The following is a 16544-nucleotide window of genomic DNA, read 5'->3' on the forward strand; positions in this document are numbered from 1 at the left end:
TTTGTCCAGATAGCAGCGGAGGGCACCAACGGGTTCTGGTGGATTGCACCTGTCCAGTATCGCTGGCCGAGTCCATCACCGTCGAACGATCCGCCCGTAGTCGAGGCGGGTTGTGCTAGGTCTACCCCGGTTGTTTGCCGGTCAGGCTGTCGGCGACGGCAACGCCGTGCTTCTTCAGCCCTGCGACGATCTTATCATGGCCTTCGCTCTTCGCCCAGAACATCGGGCCACCGCGATAGGCCGGCCACCCATAGCCATAGACCCACACGACATCGATGTCCGAGGCGCGCTGCGCCATCCCCTCCTCGAGGATCAGCGCGCCTTCGTTGATCATCGGATAGATCGTGCGCTCTACGATTTCTTCGTCGGACACCGTATGCTGGGGTGTCCCGGTGCGGGTGCGCCACTCGTCGATGATCTCGGCGACCCGGGGCGAGGGCGACGGGGTGCGCCGCTCGTCGTAATCATAATAGCCTGCCAGCTTCTTCTGGCCCCAGCGGCCCTCGGCGGCGAGCGCCTCGCGGATGTTCTCGATGCGGGTGGGGTCGCGGTGCCAGCCGATGTCGACGCCGGCGAGATCGGCCATCTGGAACGGCCCCATCGGCATGCCGAAGGCGACATGGACCCGATCGATCTGCTCGGGGCTCGCGCCTTCCAGCAGCAGCGCGTTCGCCGCCGCCTGTCGCTGGCGCAGCATGCGGTTGCCGATGAACCCGAAGGTGACCCCCGCCACCACCGCGACCTTGCCGATGGTCTTCGCCAGCGCCATCACCGTGGCGAGTACATCGGGCGCGGTTCGCGCGCCCCGCACCACCTCCAGCAGCTTCATGACATTGGCAGGCGAGAAGAAGTGCATCCCTACCACATCCTCCGGGCGGCGGGTGGCGGCGGCGATCTCATCAAGATCGAGATAGGAGGTGTTGGAGGCGAGCATGGCGCCGGGCCGGGCGATCGCGTCGAGCCGGGCGAAGATATCCTTCTTCACCTCCATATTCTCGTACACCGCTTCGATGACCAGGTCGCACTGCGCGAGGGCATCGAAGTCCAGCGTCGGCGTCAACGCCGCCATCGCGGCTTCCACTTGATCCGCCGTCATCCGCCCCTTGGCCGCGGAGGCATCGTAGTTGCGGCGCATCACCCCGACGCCGCGGTCGAGCGCCTCCTGCTCCATCTCGACGATCGTCACGGCGAGGCCGGCGGAGAGGAAGTTCATCGCGATGCCGCCGCCCATCGTTCCGGCGCCGATTACGCCGACCCGGCGGATGGGGCGGCGCAGGGTGTCGGCAGGAATGCCATCGATCTTCGCGGCCTGTCGCTCGGCAAAGAACAGATGGCGCTGAGCCGCAGATTGCGGTCCCGCCATCAGCGTCAGGAATGCCGCCCGTTCGAAGGCGAGGCCTTCGGCGAAGGGCAATTCGGTCGCTTTCACGACGCAGGCGATGTTGGCGGCGGGCGCGTCGAGCTCCCTGAAGCGACGGGCGTTCGCCCGCTGGAACGCCGCAACGGCATCGGGGTCGCTGTCCGCCTTCTTTTCTGATGCGCGCGGGATCGGTCGCGACGCCTTGATCGCACGCGCATAGGCGATCGCGTCCGCCTCGAGGCTGTCTTCACCCGCGATTGCATCGATCAGCCCCGCCGCCTGCGCCTTAGCGGCCGTCACCGGATCGCCCTTTGCCGTCATCTCCAGCGCCATGGCGACGCCCGCGAGCCGGGGCAGCCGCTGGGTGCCGCCGGCACCCGGCAGTAGGCCGAGCTTGACCTCGGGCGTGCCGATCTTTGCCGAGGACACGGCGATGCGGTAATGGCAGCCGAGCGCCACCTCGCAGCCGCCGCCGAGCGCGGTGCCATGGATCGCCGCGACCACCGGCTTGATCGATGCCTCTATCGCATTGACGAGGTCCGGCAGCGCCGGCGACTGCATCGGCTTGCCGAATTCGGTGATGTCGGCCCCGGCGAAGAAGGTGCGTCCGGCGCAGCGCAGCACCACCGCCGCGACCGCATCGTCGGCGGCCGCCTCATCGATCGCACGCGCGAGCCCGGCGCGGACGGCCGCGCCGAGCGCGTTGACGGGCGGATTGTCGGCGATGATGACGAGGATCTCACCATGGCGTTCGGTGCGGATCGGTGCGGTCATGGTCATACTCCGGCCATCGTCGTCAGGCGCGGCAGGGCCGCACCGGGGGGTAATCAAACGCGCTCGACGGCGAGCGCCAGGCCGAGACCGACGCCGATGCATAGGGTGGCAAGGCCGCGCTTGCCGCCGCTGCGCTCGAGTTCGTGGACGAGTGTCATCGCCAGCCGCGCGCCGGACATGCCGAGCGGGTGGCCGAGCGCGATCGCGCCGCCATGTGCATTCACCTTCTCGCTGTCGTCGGGCAGCTCGAGTGCGCGAAGCACGGCGAGGCTCTGACTCGCAAAGGCCTCGTTGAGCTCGACGGCGTCGAAGTCGTCGATTCCAAGCCCCAGGCGTGCCATCAGCTTGCGCGAAGCCGGCACGGGGCCGATGCCCATCACCCGCGGCTCCACCCCGGCCGAGGCCATGCCGAGGATCCGGGCGCGGGGGGTAAGGCCATGTACCTTTACCGCCTCCTCGCTGGCGACGATCATCGCTGCGGCGCCGTCGTTGATTCCCGAAGCATTGCCCGCGGTCACCGTGCCATCGGGGCCGAACAGCGGCTTGAGCTTGGCGAGCGCCTCCAGTGTGGTGTCGGCGCGCGGATGCTCGTCCACCGCGACCTCGATCGTCTCGCCTTTCTTCCGGCCGGGGATGGTGACGGCAACGATCTCCTCGGCGAAGAAGCCGTTCGCCTGGGCAGCAGCGGCGCGTTGCTGGCTGCGCAGCGCAAAGCCATCCTGGTCAGCGCGGCTGATGCCGTGATCCTCGGCGACGTTCTCGCCTGTACGGGGCATCGTTTCAGTGCCGTAGAGCGCTTCCAGCGCGGGGTTGACGAAGCGCCAGCCCATCGTCGTGTCCTCGAGCTGCTGGGTCCGGCCATACGCACTGTCGGCCTTGCCCATCACGAACGGTGCGCGGGTCATGCTCTCGACGCCGCCGGCCAGCGCCAGCGCCATCTCGCCGGTGCGGATCGCGCGTGCCGCGGCCCCGACCGCCTCCAGCCCCGACGCGCATAGCCGGTTGAGCGTCACGCCGGGCACGGTGTGGGGCAGGCCGGCGAGGAGCAGGCTCATGCGCGCGACGTTGCGATTATCCTCGCCGGACTGATTGGCGCATCCGTAGAATACTTCCTCGATCGCCGCCGGATCGAGGTCTGGGTTGCGGGCAAGCAGCGCCTTCATCGGCAACGCACCGAGATCGTCGGCCCTTACCTTGGCGAGTATGCCGCCATAGCGGCCGATGGGAGTGCGCACGGCGTCGCAGATGAAGGCTTGGGTCATTTTGGGTCCTGCCGGCCTCACGGGGTACGAAAAAGGAGTGTGGGATTAGTCATGTAACAGTGCCGAAAGCGTGCCGAAGTGACTAATCCTGAAGCATGTCAGAGAGAGAAGCCGCCATCGACGGCCATCGCCTGGCCGGTAACGTGCGGCGCGCTTGCGAGGAACACGGCAAGCTGCCCCATGTCCTCCGGCGTCTGCGCTTCGCCTTGCGGCAGCAGCGTTGCCTGGTGGCGGGCCCAGGATTCCTCCTCGCTCTCGCCTTCCTGCGCCCAGCGGCCGGAAAGGCCGGTTTCGCCTCGCCACATGCCCGTGCCGACAATACCGGGGCAGAGCGCATTGACGGTGATCCCTTCCGCCGCGACCTCCTTGGCGAAGGCATTGGTAAAGCCGATCACCCCGAACTTGGAGGCTGTGTAGTGTGAAAGGTCGGGGAAACCGACCTTACCGGCGATCGATGAGGTGTTGATGATCCGTCCGAAACGATTCTTGCGCATCAGAGCCAGTTCGGCCTTGCAGCACAGGAACACGCCGCGAAGGTTGATCGCCATCACGTCGTCCCACTGATCGATTGCGAGTTCGCCCACCGAGCCGATGCTGACGATGCCGGCATTGTTCACAGCGATATCGAGACGGCCGAACTGCTGCTCCACCGCATCGACCATGGCCTGCACGCTATCGGGGTGGCGCACGTCAACCGCAATCGCGCCGCTTCTGCGGCCGATCGCCGCAATCGCCGCGCTGCTCTCCTCCGCAAGGCCGATGTCATAGTCGGCAATCACCACATCGGCGCCGGCGCGGGCGAGACTGGCGGCAATGCCGGCGCCGATGCCGCGTCCGCCGCCGACCAGCAACGCCACCTTGCCTGTGAGATCGAAGCTCGTGTCGGTCATGTTGTCTCTCCTGCATGTTTATCAAAGGATCGGTCGTGATCAGGTGACCACCTGGTCGGCAATGAGCGCGGCGATGTCGCTGTCGGAAAGGCCGAGATCGTTGCGCAGCACCTCTTGCGTGTGCTGACCGAGCAGCGGGGGTGGAGCGGCGTAGGCCACCGGCGTGTCGGATAGCTTGATCGGGCTGCCGGTCATCCGGAAGTCAGGGTTCTGCGGGTGCGGAATAGCCACTAGCATGTCGCGTGCAGCGACCTGCGGCTCGGCAAGCGCTTGGGCAATGTCGTTGATCGGGCCGACGGGCACGCCGACTGCTTCGATCTTACTGATCCACGGCGCTACGGGGGCTCGGCGGAAATGGTCCTGCAGGGCGGCACTCACCAGTTCCCGGTGCACCACTCGGTCGCAGTTTCGCTTGAAGCGCGGATCCGAGGCGAGTTCGGGTAGCCCGATGGCGGCGCAGAGTGCGACGAATTGGCTGTCGTTGCCGCAGGCGATGACGAAGCTCCCATCGCTGGCATCGAACACCTGATAGGGAACGATATTGACGTGCGCGTTGCCCTGGCGGGCGGGGGCACGGCCGGTGGCCAGATAGTTCATGGCTTGGTTGCCGAGTGTGGCCACCTGCACGTCGAAAAGTGCCATGTCGCAATGCTGGCCACGCCCACTGGTCTGGCGGGCGATCAACGCTGCCTGTATGGCGATGGTGGCGTACAGGCCGGTCATCAGATCGGCGACCGCCACACCGACCTTCTGTGGCCCGCCGCCCGGCCGGCTGTCGCGCTCACCGGTAATGCTCATCAATCCGCCGAGCGCCTGGACGATGAAATCGTAGCCCGGCTCCGCGGCGCGCGGGCCCGTCTGCCCAAAGCCCGTGATCGAGCAATAGATCAGCCGGGGATTAAGCGCGTTGAGATCGGCGTAACCGAGGCCGTATTTGCCCAGTGACCCCGATTTGTAATTTTCGATCAGCACGTCAGCGTTGGCGGCGAGCGTGCGCACGAGCTCTTGGCCGCGCGGATCGGTGATGTCGATCGTTACCGATCGCTTGCCGCGATTGGTAGATTGATAATAGGACGCCTGATCGCTGGGCTCGCCGTCCTCGGTGGCCATATAGGGCGGACCCCAGCCGCGGGTATCGTCTCCGGTCCGCGGGCGTTCTACCTTGACGACATCGGCGCCAAGATCCGCAAGGATCTGTCCACACCATGGCCCGGCAAGCACGCGACTGAGATCGAGGACTCTGATGCCGGCAAGCGCGCCCGTCATTGCGGAGCAATCGGTGGCGTTTGGCGCTTGGCCCTGGTCATGCCAGCTATCCTATACACAGCTTCCATTCGGCCTTCCTCATCCATCGTTCCGCACAGCGGAATCCTATTCTGCTTTTCTGTGTTAATAAGCGCGGAGGAGCGGAGATGTAAACCCGCGCGATCCCTGCGATCGAAGGGCTCTCAACCACTCGCTTCCACTACGTGACATTGACGGTTCCGCTGTGCGGAACTAGATTTCGCAGGATTGACAGAGTTTTAGGAGCGGCATAACGATGGCATCGAACAAGCAGACGTTGGCTCATCAGGGGCCAAGCGACGTTGCGACTGACATCCCGGCGGCGATCGGGAATCAGCCGATGCTGGAGGATGAGGATGATCGAGATGGTACCAAAGACCGCAACTTCGTTGTCGCTTTAGCCCGCGGCATGGAACTGCTCCGCTGCTTCAGTCGCCAGGAAAGCGTGCTCGGCAATCAGGAGCTCGCTGCCAAGACTGGCCTGCCGAAGGCCACGGTGTCGCGCATGACCTATACGCTGGCGCAGCTCGGCTATCTCAAGAAGCATCCGTTTTCGGGGCGTTACCAGCTCGACGTCGGCGTGCTGGCGTTCGGCTATCAGATGCTGTCGAACCTACCGATCCGCTCGATCGCCAATTCCTTCATGGTCGAGCTCGCGCAGCACGCCCATGCCGCGGTGGCGCTGGCCGCGCGCGATCGGCTGCAGATGGTCTATATCGACGTTGTTCATGGCCAGACCAACCTGACCACACGACGGCAGGTCGGCTATCACATGCCAATCCATCTCACTTCGATCGGGCGGGCGTGCATGGCAGCGATGCCCGATGCGCAACGCGATGGCCTGCTCGATCAGTTGCGAAGCCGTAACGAAGGCGACTGGCTGGAGATACGCCGCGGACTGGAGCGCGCGTTTCGAGACTATGCCGATTTCGGCTATTGCCTCTCGATCGGCGAGTGGGAGCGTGACGTCAACTCGGTGGGCGTGCCCTTCGTCCATCCCGAGTACGGCATCCTCGCCTTCAACTGCGGCGGGCCGAGCTTCGTCCTGCCGCGCGAGAAGCTCGAGGACGATATCGGCCCACGGCTCAAACACATGGTCAGCCAGATGCGCGCGGTCGCCTTGTAGCAGCGTGGCCCGATTTACCGATCACCTTACGGCTGCGGCAAACACAGGATGGCACGATGATCCGTGACGCGGAAATGCTCGATGTTCTACTCGGTTCGATCGGCAGGTTCGTCGATGAGGCGCTGATCCCGCGCGAAATTGAAGTGGCCGAGACCGACACGATTCCTGCCGATGTCGTCGAGCAGATGCGCGAGCTCGGCCTGTTCGGCCTAACCATCCCCGAGGAGTTCGGCGGACTGGGCGTGACGATGGAGGAGGAGGTGCTGATTGCGTTCGAGCTGGGGCGGGCCTCGCCAGCGTTCCGCTCCTACATCGGCACCAACAACGGCATCGGATCGATCGGCATCCTGCTAGACGGGACTGCCGAACAGAAGGCGCATTATCTGCCGCGACTCGCGAGTGGCAAATATCTTAGCGCCTTCTGCCTCACCGAGCCCGACTCCGGCACGGACGCCGCCTCACTCAAGACCAGCGCCGTTCGCGACGGCGACAGCTATGTCCTCAACGGCACCAAGCGTTACATCACCAACGCTCCCCACGCCGGCATCTTCAGCGTGATGGCGCGCACTGATCACAACATCAAGGGGGCGGGCGGCATCAGCGCTTTCATCGTCGAGCGCGATACTCCCGGCTTGACGATAGGGAAGCCCGACAAGAAGATGGGCCAGAAAGGCGCGCATACCAGCGACGTCATTTTCGACAACGTCCGCGTACCGGCTGCCAACCTTATTGGCGGCAAGGAGGGCGTCGGCTTCAAGACCGCGATGAAGGTGCTCGACAAGGGCCGGTTGCATATCGCCGCGATCAGTGTCGCAGCCGCAGAGCGAATGCTCGCCGATACGCTGCGCTACGCGCTTGAACGCAAGCAGTTTGGGCAGCCCATTGCCGAGTTCCAGCTAATCCAGGGCATGCTCGCTGACAGCAAGGCCGAAATCTATGCCGCGCGGTGCATGGTGCTTGATGCCGCGCGCGAGCGTGACGGTGGCCAAGATGTCGTGACTAAAGCCTCTTGCGCCAAGTTGTTCGCCACCGAGATGTGCGGTCGGGTCGCGGACCGGTGTGTCCAGATCCACGGCGGTGCCGGCTACATCAGTGAGTACAGCATCGAGCGGTTCTTCCGCGATGTGCGGCTGTTCCGGATCTACGAGGGCACCAGCCAAATCCAGCAGGTTATCATCGCACGCAACATGGTGCGGGATTTCAGGGCCAACGCATGGTGACCAAGCTGTCTCGAAGCGGCTGCTAGCTCGGGCCGAAGCCAACCAAAATAAAGTGGAGAGTAGGATGACCGGAAACAATGCAGGCGACAGCACAGCAGCCGCGACCAACCTCGACGCAGCGGTGATCGGCGCCGGGTTTGCGGGTCTTTATGCGCTCAAGAAGCTGCGTGACGAACTAGGCCTCGACACGCTCGCCTTCGACAAGGCGGGCGGGGTCGGCGGCACCTGGTATTGGAACCGCTACCCCGGCGCGCTGTCCGATTCAGAATCCCATGTGTACTGTTATTCGTGGGACGATGAACTGCTGCGGACGTGGCCGCATAAGAGCAAATATGTGCCGCAGCCGGAAATCCTCAAGTACCTCGAGCATGTTGCCGAGCGTCACGACCTGTACAAGGATATCCGGCTCAACACCGGCATCACTTCGGCCGTATTCGACGAGGACGCAGCGCGCTGGCAGCTGACCACCGACGATGGCCAGACCTATTCCGCTAAATATCTGGTGACCGCCGTCGGGCTTCTCGCCGCAACCAACATCCCCAAGATCGAGGGCATGGATCGGTTCAAGGGCAAGATCTATCACACGTCGCGCTGGCCGAGCGACGCCGGCATCGAGGGCAAACGCGTCGGCGTGATCGGCACCGGATCCACCGGCGTGCAGTTCATCACTGCGACCGCTCCCGTGGTCAACCACCTTACCGTCTTCCAGCGCTCGCCGCAATATTCCGTGCCGGTCGGCAATGGGCCGCTGTCCGAGGCCGAGCTTGAGGAAATAAGGCGTGATTACCCGAAGATCTGGGAAGGGGTGCGCAAGTCGGCACTCGCCTTCGGCTTCGAGGAAAGCACCCGACCGCTTGCCAGCGTGTCGGACGAAGAGCGCGAGCGCATCTTCGACAAGGCCTGGGCCAAGGGCGGCGGCTTCCGCTTCATGTTCGAAACCTTCGGCGACATCGCCACGGACGAAGCAGCGAACAAGGCGGCGCAGGATTATATCCGCCGCAAGATCGACCAGATCGTCAACGATCCGGAAACGGCGCGCAAGCTCAAGCCCAACGATCTCCACGCCAAGCGCCCGCTGTGCGACAGCGGCTATTATCAGACGTTCAATCGCGACAACGTGTCGCTAGTCCATATCGGGGAGAACCCGATCGTGGAGATGACTGAGAACGGCATCCGCACCGCCGACGGGGTGGAGCATGAACTCGACATCCTGGTGTTCGCCACAGGCTTCGACGCAGTCGACGGCAATTACAAGCGCATGGATCTACGCGGCCGCGGCGGCCTGCAGATGCGCGATCACTGGAGCGAGGGGCCGGCCGCCTACCTCTCGATCGGTACGGTTGGCTTTCCCAACATGTTCATGGTGCTTGGCCCCAACGGGCCGTTTACGAACCTACCGCCCTCGATCGAGGCCGAGGTCGAATGGATTTCCGATGCCATCGGCTACATGGAGCGCAACCACGTCGCGACCATCGAGGCGACCCCGCAGGCGGAAGCCGAATGGGTGCGCACTTGCGAGGAGATCGCTAGCCAAACGCTTTTCCCCAAAGCCGACTCGTGGATTTTTGGCACGAACATCCCGGGTAAGAAGAAGACAATTTACTTCTACATGGGCGGTCTTGGCGCGTTCCGCGACACGCTCGCGGCGGTGGCGAACGACGACTATCGCGGCTTCACGCTCGAGAGGGAGCTGGTGAACGCAACCACCGGTTAAACGACAAACTCGGCAACTCGCCGAGCGGCGGACGTCAGCGCCCCCAAGAAGACCGCAAGCAGGAATATTTCCAGGTAGGCGTCTATCAGGTCAATCAGCGAAACGTGGATCCGACCAACGGCTTCCGGCTAGCGCTCTCGGGCGGAAGCGGGGTGCTGGTGCCGATTGAGGCGGCGTGGACGCCGGTGCTGGGCGGCGACCGTCCGGGCTATTACAAGATCGGCGGGTGGATCGAGACGTCGGGGGCGCAAGATCTGGTGCGAGACGATGCCGGGCAACTGACGATCGTTTCAGGCCAGCCGGGGCAGAGCTTCCGTGGGCGGCATGGTGTCTATTCTGAGATGTCACAGCAGCTTACGGCGTCGCCCGAAGGGCTGGACCGCAAGGGCTTGTCCATGTTCTTCAATTTTACGCAGTTGGATCGGCGATCCAGCCTGATCGACAACCAGACGGCACTCGGTTTCACGCAGACGGTACCTTCGCCAGCCGCCGAAACGACCAGGTCGCGCTGGCGCTGGTGCGCACGCAGATCAATGATCGGATGCGCGAGACTGACCGTATCGCGCTGGCCAACGGTTAGATCGATGGTGTGCGCCAAGCCCAATGGATCCTGGAGGCGGATTATCGGCTGGTCGCCACCACAGGCGTCACGATCGTGCCGGACGTGCAGTTTGGCTTCAACCCGGGCGGCATTTCGGAACGCCGCAACGTGGTGGCTCTCGGCATGAAGAGTTCGGTCTCATTCTGACGCGCGGCGGCGAAACTACATCGACAAGGAGAAGACGATGAGCAAGGTAACAGGCAGAACCGTTTTCGTGACTGGCGCCGCGCAGGGCATCGGCGAGGCTATTGCGTTGCGGCTCGCGGCCGACGGCTTCGCAGTAGCCTGTGCAGACATGAACGTAGGCGCAGCGGAAGCAGTGGCGGCGAGGCTGGAAGCTTCAGGCGCCAGCGCGTGCGCCATTGCCGTCGACGTCGCAGACCGTCAGTCGGTGTTCGCGGCGGTTGAACAGGCGGCCGATCGGTTCGGCGGGCTGGACGTGCTCATCAACAACGCTGGCGTGGCGCCGATCACCCCGATCGAGGGGATCGACTATGATCTGTATCGCCGCGCTTTCGATATCAACGTCGGCGGCGTGCTATGGGGCATCCAAGCCGCAACCAAAAGCTTTAAGCAGCTCGGGCACGGCGGCAAGATCATCAACGCCTGCTCGCAGGCTGGGCAGGTCGGCAACCCGGATCTTGCGGTCTATTGCGGTACCAAGTTCGCGGTGCGGGGCATCACCCAGACGGCAGCGCGTGATCTGGCGCATCTCGGAATCACCGTAAATGCTTATTGCCCCGGCATCGTCGATACACCGATGATGCAGAAGGTGGCGAGCGATCTCGCGACCAACAACGGCCAGCCGTTTGAATGGGGCATGGAGCAGTTTGCCAAGAACATAACGTTGAAGCGCGTGTCCAAGCCCGCCGACGTCGCTGCCTGCGTGTCGTTCCTTGCTGGGCCAGACTCCGATTACATGACCGGACAGGCGGTGATCATCGACGGCGGCATGGTATTCAACTGATCTCGCATGGGGCCGCCGGCAGGCAGTTAGCCTGCTGGGGGCAGCGACCGGGAAGATGCGCTTCAATCCTATCTCAACAGCCGCGTCGTCGGTCGACCCACATCAGGTTTGTCTAAGGCGCCCCTCTTCCTGCCGCACGACCGCTACATTTCGGAGTTTCACCATGGCCTACATCGACACACAGCTCTTCATCGGCGGCACGTGGCAGGATGCCCGCGACGGCGGATCCCTAGCCGTGATGAACCCGGCGACGGGAGAAGAGATCGGACGGGTTGCGTGCGCAAGGCAGGCTGACCTCGACGCGGCGCTCGATGCAGCCGACCGCGGTTTCAAGCTGTGGCGCGATCACACTCCCGCCGAGCGCAGCCGGATCATGCGCAAGGCTGCCGATCTGCTGCGCGAACGGGCTGATCGCATAGCTGAACTCATGACCTTGGAACAGGGTAAGCCGCTGGCGGAAGCCCGCGGCGAAACGATTGCTGCCGCGGGAATGATCGACTGGTTCGCGGAAGAAGGCTTTCGGATCTATGGGCGGCTGGTGCCCCACCGGTCCACGCCGTCAACGCGGCAGATGGTGTTGAAGGATCCGGTTGGCCCGGTGGCAGCGTTCACGCCGTGGAACTTTCCAATCAACCAGATCGTGCGCAAGATCGGTGCAGGCCTCGCGGCAGGCTGCTCGATCATCGTCAAGGCGCCGCAGGAGACGCCTGCGAGCCCCGCCGCGTTGATCAGGGCGTTCCATGATGCTGGGCTGCCCGAGGGCGTGCTCGGACTCGTATTTGGCGACCCGGCAGAGATTTCGCAGCATCTCATCGCCAGCCCTATCATCCGGAAGATCACCTTCACGGGCTCGACGCCGGTCGGCAAGCTACTAGCTGGCATGGCCGGACAGCACATGAAAAGGGTGTCGATGGAACTCGGCGGGCATGCGCCCGTGATCGTCTGCGACGATGCCGACGTAGCGCTGGCGGTGAAGAGCATCGGGGGCGCCAAGTTCCGCAATGCCGGCCAGGTCTGCATCGCCCCGACCCGCTTCCTGGTCCACAACAGCGTCAAGCAGGTCTTCGCGGAAGGGCTGGCCGATCTGGCGCGCGGCATCGTGGTCGGCGACGGGATGGCCAAGGACACGCAGATGGGACCGCTCGTCAATGCGCGCCGGGTGGCGGCGATGGCGGATTTTCAAGAGGATGCGATCAGCAAGGGCGCCACCTTGCTGGCTGGCGGGGGCCCGATCGGCAAAGCGGGTCATTTCTGGTCACCCACCGTATTGACCGACGTGCCGCTCGATACGCACCTCTTCAACGATGAGCCATTCGGTCCTGTCGCTGGTATCCGCGGCTTTGATGCTTTGGAGGAGGCGATTGCGGAGGCAAATCGCTTGTCGTTCGGTCTGGCAGGATATGCATTCACCCAATCTCTCACCAATGCCGATCTACTCACCCGCAAGGTTGAAGTTGGCATGCTGTGGATAAACACTCCCGCTGCAACTTCGGCCGAGCTGCCGTTTGGAGGGATGAAAGACTCTGGTTACGGCACGGAAGGTGGGCCTGAGGCATTGGAAAGTTATCTCAACACCCGCGCTGTTGTGATCGCAAACGCATAATTGATGCGCGGGTCGGCGGTCAATGTAACGGGTGCCGCGGTGGCGACAGTCGACGATTGCCCGATCAGCTAAGACCGATGCGATCCGCACGATTTTTTGGAGTAGAGCATGAAGGTGCTGGTGCCGGTCAAGCGCGTGCTTGATCATAATGTGAAGCCTCGCGTGAAGGCAGACGGGACGGGGGTCGACCTCGCCAACGTCAAGATGAGCATGAACCCGTTCGACGAGATCGCGGTCGAAGAGGCGATCCGCTTCAAGGACAAGGGCGTCACCGAGATCGTCGTCGTGTCGATCGGCGAACCCAAGGCGCAGGAGACGCTGCGCACCGCGCTGGCGATGGGCGCCGATCGCGCCATCCTCGTCACCGCGGACCAGAAGGTCGAGCCGCTGGGCGTCGCCAAGATCCTCGCCAAGATCGTCGAGGAGGAGCAGCCCAATCTCGTCATCCTTGGCAAGCAGGCGATCGACGACGACAACAACCAGACGGGGCAGATGCTTGCCGGCCTGCTCGGCTGGGGCCAGGGCACCTTCGCGTCCAAGGTCGAGCTGACCGCGGACACGGTGACGGTGACCCGCGAGGTGGACGGCGGTCTCGAGACCGATTCGTTCAAGCTCCCCGCGATCGTCACTACCGATCTGCGCCTCAACGAGCCGCGCTATGCGTCGTTGCCCAACATCATGAAGGCCAAGTCCAAGCCGCTCGCCACCAAGACGCCCGCCGATTACGGCGTCGATGTCACACCGCGGATCACGACCCTCAAGGTGGTCGAGCCCGGCAAGCGCTCGGCCGGCATCAAGGTCGCCGATGTCGACGAACTCGTGATGAAGCTGCATGCCATGGGGATTGCCAAGTGAAGACTCTCGTCTGGGTCGAGCATGACGGTCAGGCCGTCAAGGATGCCACGCTGTCGGCCGTCACTGCCGCGGCCAAGCTCGGCGAGGTCCATCTCGTCGTCGCCGGGCAGGGTGTCGCCGCGGTGGCGGAAGCGGCGACCAAAATCGCCGGCGTCGGCAAGGTCCATGTCGCCGACGACGCGGCCTATGCGCATGCGCTCGCCGAGAATGTCGCACCGCTGATCGTCGAGCTGATGGGTCATCACGACGCCTTCGTCGCGCCGTCCACCACCCACGGCAAGAACATCGCGCCGCGCGTTGCCGCGCTGCTCGACGTCATGCAGATCTCCGATATCCTGTCGGTCGAGAGCGAAGACACCTTCACCCGGCCGATCTACGCGGGCAACGCGATCGCGACGGTGCAGTCGTCGGACGCCAAGAAGGTGATCACCGTTCGCGGCACTGCCTTCGAGAAGGCGGCCACTGAGGGTGGCAGCGGAACGGTGGAGGCCGTCGCGTCAACCGGCGACAAGGGCCTGTCGAGCTTCACGGGCGCCGAGATCGCCGAGAATGCCCGCCCCGAGCTGACCTCGGCGAAGATCATCGTCTCCGGCGGGCGCGCGCTGCAGAATGGCGAGAACTTCACCAAGCTGATCGAGCCGCTTGCCGACAAGCTTGGCGCGGGCGTCGGCGCCAGCCGCGCCGCGGTCGATGCCGGCTATGTGCCCAACGACTATCAGGTCGGACAGACCGGCAAGATCGTCGCGCCCGAGGTCTATATCGCGGTCGGCATCTCCGGCGCGATCCAGCATCTCGCCGGTATGAAGGATTCGAAGGTCATCATCGCCATCAACAAGGATGAGGATGCCCCGATCTTCCAGGTCGCGGACATCGGCCTGGTCGGCGACCTGTTCACGCTGTTGCCGGAATTGACCGAGAAGCTGTGATGGGGCGCGGTGGCAACCGACGCTGCCGGGTGATTTCGCCGGTCTGCGATTAGTCCGTTTTAATGACGCGAGATGGCCGCTGACTGGAACGAAGCGGTAGGCTCTCCTGAATTGGCGCGTTCCTGATGCTCATGATATGCTTCGCACTTGGTATTTGTGGACTTGTGACCGCCCAAAAATGTCCATGCTCGGTGACGTGTCCCCCTAGAACTCCGCCAGGCGGCGGCCCGCCTCCGGCGGCGATGATGGCGTCGAGCTCGCGAGCAACAACGGCACCGAGCTGACCAGCCTGGCGATCCTGAGATGGACGCAGGAGCGGCCTGTCGAGTGGCACTATATCGCGCCCGGCAAGCCGCAGCAGAACGGCTATGTCGAGAGCTTCAACGGCCGCCTGCGCGACGAATGCCTCAAGACGCTGTTCGTGTTGCTCGGCCATGCCCGCTCGGTGCTGCGGCTCTGGCGCGACGATTACAACCACGTTCGACCGCACAGCGGAACAGGCGGGCTGACGCCCGCCGATGCTGCCGGACCGGTTGTGCAACATCGCCCCGACGGGCACCATACCTACCCCGGACTCCAGTTATAACTGGAGGAGAAAAGGGGAGCAGGTCATTGACGGCTGTGACCCACGGCGGTAGCGATCTGGGTAGACGGGCAGCATAAGTTTGCCCGCGTAAGCGTTAACGTCAACCAACGCACTACGACGAAGATGCCCACGGGCTTCTTGCTGGGTCAGGTTGACTATGCACTCATCCGAAACTGCCGTTCGCCTTAATGGTGCCAAGAATCTGTCAATCGGGATTGTTTTGGTTGGCGCCAATCTCCGCGCGCCGATCACCAGCTTAGGCCCGGTCTTGCCGGACGTACAAGCTTCAATGAAGCTGAGCGGGGCTGAGGCCGGGATGCTCCATGCATTGCCGCTACTCCTGTTTGCGGCGGTGTCGCTAATTGCGCCGTCTGTGGGCCGACGGTACGGCCTGGAACGCGTTCTCGGTGCAGCGATCGCAGCGATTTTCCTCGGCACGTTGCTGCGCTCGGTATGGCTGCCGATCGGGCTGTGGATCGGTACAGTCCTGCTAAGTATGGGCATCGCCTTCGGCAACGTCCTGCTTCCCGGTCTTGTAAAGCGGGACTTTCCTGACCGCGCCGCGGGTCTGATTGGCCTCTATGCCGCGGCGATGGCCGGTGTCGCGGGTGTAGCCGCGGGTGTAGCCGTTCCAATTGCGAGCCTAGCCTTCGCGGATTGGCGTTGGTCGCTCGGTGTGTGGGCCGTTCTCTCGCTGATAACCCTGCTCACTTGGCTGCCGCAGCTAAGATCAACCCGGGCTTCTCTCCCCGTAGCGGTCAAAGAGGTGGCCATCGTCTCACCTTGGCGGCATCCGATTGGATGGCAGGTGTCGCTATTTTTCGCGCTTCACTCGCTCATTTTCTACTCGATCATCGACTGGTTTGCTTCCTACGGTGGCACCTCAGGAGTTTCGCCGAAAGCAGCCGGCCTGTACCTCCTTGTGTATCAGGTGGTCGCAGTTGCAACCAACCTCGGCAGCGCGTCGCTCATCCAGCGTCTGCCCGATCAGCGGCTACTCGGCTTCTCGTGCGGTATGTGCCTCTTGGTCAGCACGACTGGGTTGCTCGCACACCCCGCATTGTCTCTGGTTTGGTTGATCGTGGGCGGCCTCGGTGCAGGGATCGCATTGGTCACAAGTCTGTCACTGTTCGCGCTTCGCACACGTGACCATGATCAGGCGGGTGCTTTGTCCAGTATGGCGCAGTGTATTGGCTACGGAGGCGCGGCAGCCGGACCGCTGCTGATTGGAGTGCTACGCGATGCAACCGGCGGCTGGACGGTTCCGCTTACGCTGCTGATCGTCGCAAGTGCGCTCGTGATCGTGTTCGCAACGCTGTCAGGGCGCAAACGTGTTATTTGAGGATCTACAGAACATCGTGCACAAGCTGTAGGGC

At 63.5% G+C, this 16544-nt stretch carries 14 protein-coding genes and 1 pseudogene; 10 read left to right on the top strand and 5 right to left on the bottom strand.

Annotation, left to right across the window (positions count from 1 at the left end; translation table 11 throughout):
- Window positions 1–121: 121 nt before the first annotated feature.
- From EV292_RS18180 to EV292_RS18195, 4 genes are all read right to left on the bottom strand, one after another.
- The gene (locus EV292_RS18180; RefSeq protein WP_132910677.1) at window positions 122–2134 is read right to left on the bottom strand and encodes a 3-hydroxyacyl-CoA dehydrogenase NAD-binding domain-containing protein; all 2013 of its coding nucleotides are present in this window, start codon (window positions 2132–2134) and stop codon (window positions 122–124) included.
- Window positions 2135–2187: 53 nt separating this feature from the next.
- Complete coding sequence (pcaF, locus tag EV292_RS18185) at window positions 2188–3396, bottom strand: 3-oxoadipyl-CoA thiolase (RefSeq protein ID WP_132910678.1); 1209 nt, start codon at window positions 3394–3396, stop codon at window positions 2188–2190.
- Between the two features lie 98 nt (window positions 3397–3494).
- Window positions 3495–4286 (bottom strand): SDR family NAD(P)-dependent oxidoreductase, encoded by a 792-nt coding sequence (locus EV292_RS18190; RefSeq protein ID WP_132910679.1) that lies wholly within the window; start codon window positions 4284–4286, stop codon window positions 3495–3497.
- A 39-nt stretch (window positions 4287–4325) separates the two neighbouring features.
- On the bottom strand, window positions 4326–5552 hold the full coding sequence (locus EV292_RS18195) for a CaiB/BaiF CoA-transferase family protein (protein WP_132910680.1): 1227 nt from the start codon (window positions 5550–5552) through the stop codon (window positions 4326–4328).
- 274 nt (window positions 5553–5826) lie between these two features.
- Between EV292_RS18195 and EV292_RS18200 the strand changes: the two genes are divergently transcribed.
- The 3 genes from EV292_RS18200 (at window position 5827) to EV292_RS18210 (ending at window position 9630) form a co-directional block, all read left to right on the top strand.
- The gene (locus EV292_RS18200; protein WP_243693849.1) at window positions 5827–6696 is read left to right on the top strand and encodes an IclR family transcriptional regulator; all 870 of its coding nucleotides are present in this window, start codon (window positions 5827–5829) and stop codon (window positions 6694–6696) included.
- A gap of 56 nt (window positions 6697–6752) precedes the next feature.
- Window positions 6753–7916 (top strand): acyl-CoA dehydrogenase family protein, encoded by a 1164-nt coding sequence (locus EV292_RS18205; protein ID WP_132910681.1) that lies wholly within the window; start codon window positions 6753–6755, stop codon window positions 7914–7916.
- Between the two features lie 64 nt (window positions 7917–7980).
- A complete protein-coding gene (locus tag EV292_RS18210; RefSeq protein WP_132910682.1) occupies window positions 7981–9630 on the top strand; it encodes an NAD(P)/FAD-dependent oxidoreductase in 1650 nt (549 codons plus the stop codon).
- A 331-nt stretch (window positions 9631–9961) separates the two neighbouring features.
- Here the strand turns inward: EV292_RS18210 and EV292_RS23375 are convergent, their stop codons facing one another.
- Window positions 9962–10228 carry a hypothetical protein gene (locus tag EV292_RS23375; RefSeq protein WP_279432437.1) on the bottom strand — a complete coding sequence of 89 codons (267 nt, stop codon included), beginning with the start codon at window positions 10226–10228 and terminating at the stop codon, window positions 9962–9964.
- Between EV292_RS23375 and EV292_RS23380 the strand changes: the two genes are divergently transcribed.
- From EV292_RS23380 to EV292_RS18250, 7 genes and pseudogenes are all read left to right on the top strand, one after another.
- Window positions 10220–10378, top strand: a complete 159-nt coding sequence (locus EV292_RS23380; protein ID WP_165927175.1) for a carbohydrate porin — start codon at window positions 10220–10222, stop codon at window positions 10376–10378. The two genes, EV292_RS23375 and EV292_RS23380, sit on opposite strands and share 9 nt — an antisense overlap.
- A gap of 37 nt (window positions 10379–10415) precedes the next feature.
- Window positions 10416–11198, top strand: a complete 783-nt coding sequence (locus EV292_RS18225) for a (S)-acetoin forming diacetyl reductase (protein WP_132910684.1) — start codon at window positions 10416–10418, stop codon at window positions 11196–11198.
- A gap of 163 nt (window positions 11199–11361) precedes the next feature.
- Window positions 11362–12801, top strand: coding sequence for an NAD-dependent succinate-semialdehyde dehydrogenase (locus EV292_RS18230; protein WP_132910685.1), 1440 nt, complete (start codon window positions 11362–11364; stop codon window positions 12799–12801).
- Between the two features lie 108 nt (window positions 12802–12909).
- The gene (locus tag EV292_RS18235; RefSeq protein ID WP_132910686.1) at window positions 12910–13656 is read left to right on the top strand and encodes an electron transfer flavoprotein subunit beta/FixA family protein; all 747 of its coding nucleotides are present in this window, start codon (window positions 12910–12912) and stop codon (window positions 13654–13656) included.
- Window positions 13653–14582 (top strand): FAD-binding protein, encoded by a 930-nt coding sequence (locus tag EV292_RS18240; protein WP_132910687.1) that lies wholly within the window; start codon window positions 13653–13655, stop codon window positions 14580–14582. Before EV292_RS18235 ends, EV292_RS18240 begins: the two co-directional genes overlap by 4 nt.
- Window positions 14583–14838: 256 nt before the next feature.
- Window positions 14839–15168, top strand: a pseudogene (locus EV292_RS18245) (transposase); the annotation flags it as partial.
- 157 nt (window positions 15169–15325) lie between these two features.
- Complete coding sequence (locus tag EV292_RS18250) at window positions 15326–16510, top strand: MFS transporter (protein ID WP_132910688.1); 1185 nt, start codon at window positions 15326–15328, stop codon at window positions 16508–16510.
- Window positions 16511–16544 lie beyond the last annotated feature (34 nt).

Origin of the sequence: Sphingomonas sp. BK235 (genome assembly GCF_004345855.1) — a bacterium.
GTDB lineage: Bacteria > Pseudomonadota > Alphaproteobacteria > Sphingomonadales > Sphingomonadaceae > Sphingomonas.

Coding starts and splice junctions, on each gene's coding strand:
- EV292_RS18195 (WP_132910680.1), bottom strand. CDS start 5,552: ATGACGGGCGCGCTTGCCGGCATCAGAGTCCTCGATCTCAGTCGCGTG.
- EV292_RS18205 (WP_132910681.1), top strand. CDS start 6,753: ATGATCCGTGACGCGGAAATGCTCGATGTTCTACTCGGTTCGATCGGC.
- EV292_RS18180 (WP_132910677.1), bottom strand. CDS start 2,134: ATGACCGCACCGATCCGCACCGAACGCCATGGTGAGATCCTCGTCATC.
- EV292_RS18200 (WP_243693849.1), top strand. CDS start 5,827: ATGGCATCGAACAAGCAGACGTTGGCTCATCAGGGGCCAAGCGACGTT.
- EV292_RS18190 (WP_132910679.1), bottom strand. CDS start 4,286: ATGACCGACACGAGCTTCGATCTCACAGGCAAGGTGGCGTTGCTGGTC.
- EV292_RS18250 (WP_132910688.1), top strand. CDS start 15,326: ATGCACTCATCCGAAACTGCCGTTCGCCTTAATGGTGCCAAGAATCTG.
- EV292_RS18210 (WP_132910682.1), top strand. CDS start 7,981: ATGACCGGAAACAATGCAGGCGACAGCACAGCAGCCGCGACCAACCTC.
- EV292_RS18235 (WP_132910686.1), top strand. CDS start 12,910: ATGAAGGTGCTGGTGCCGGTCAAGCGCGTGCTTGATCATAATGTGAAG.
- EV292_RS18230 (WP_132910685.1), top strand. CDS start 11,362: ATGGCCTACATCGACACACAGCTCTTCATCGGCGGCACGTGGCAGGAT.
- EV292_RS18225 (WP_132910684.1), top strand. CDS start 10,416: ATGAGCAAGGTAACAGGCAGAACCGTTTTCGTGACTGGCGCCGCGCAG.
- pcaF (WP_132910678.1), bottom strand. CDS start 3,396: ATGACCCAAGCCTTCATCTGCGACGCCGTGCGCACTCCCATCGGCCGC.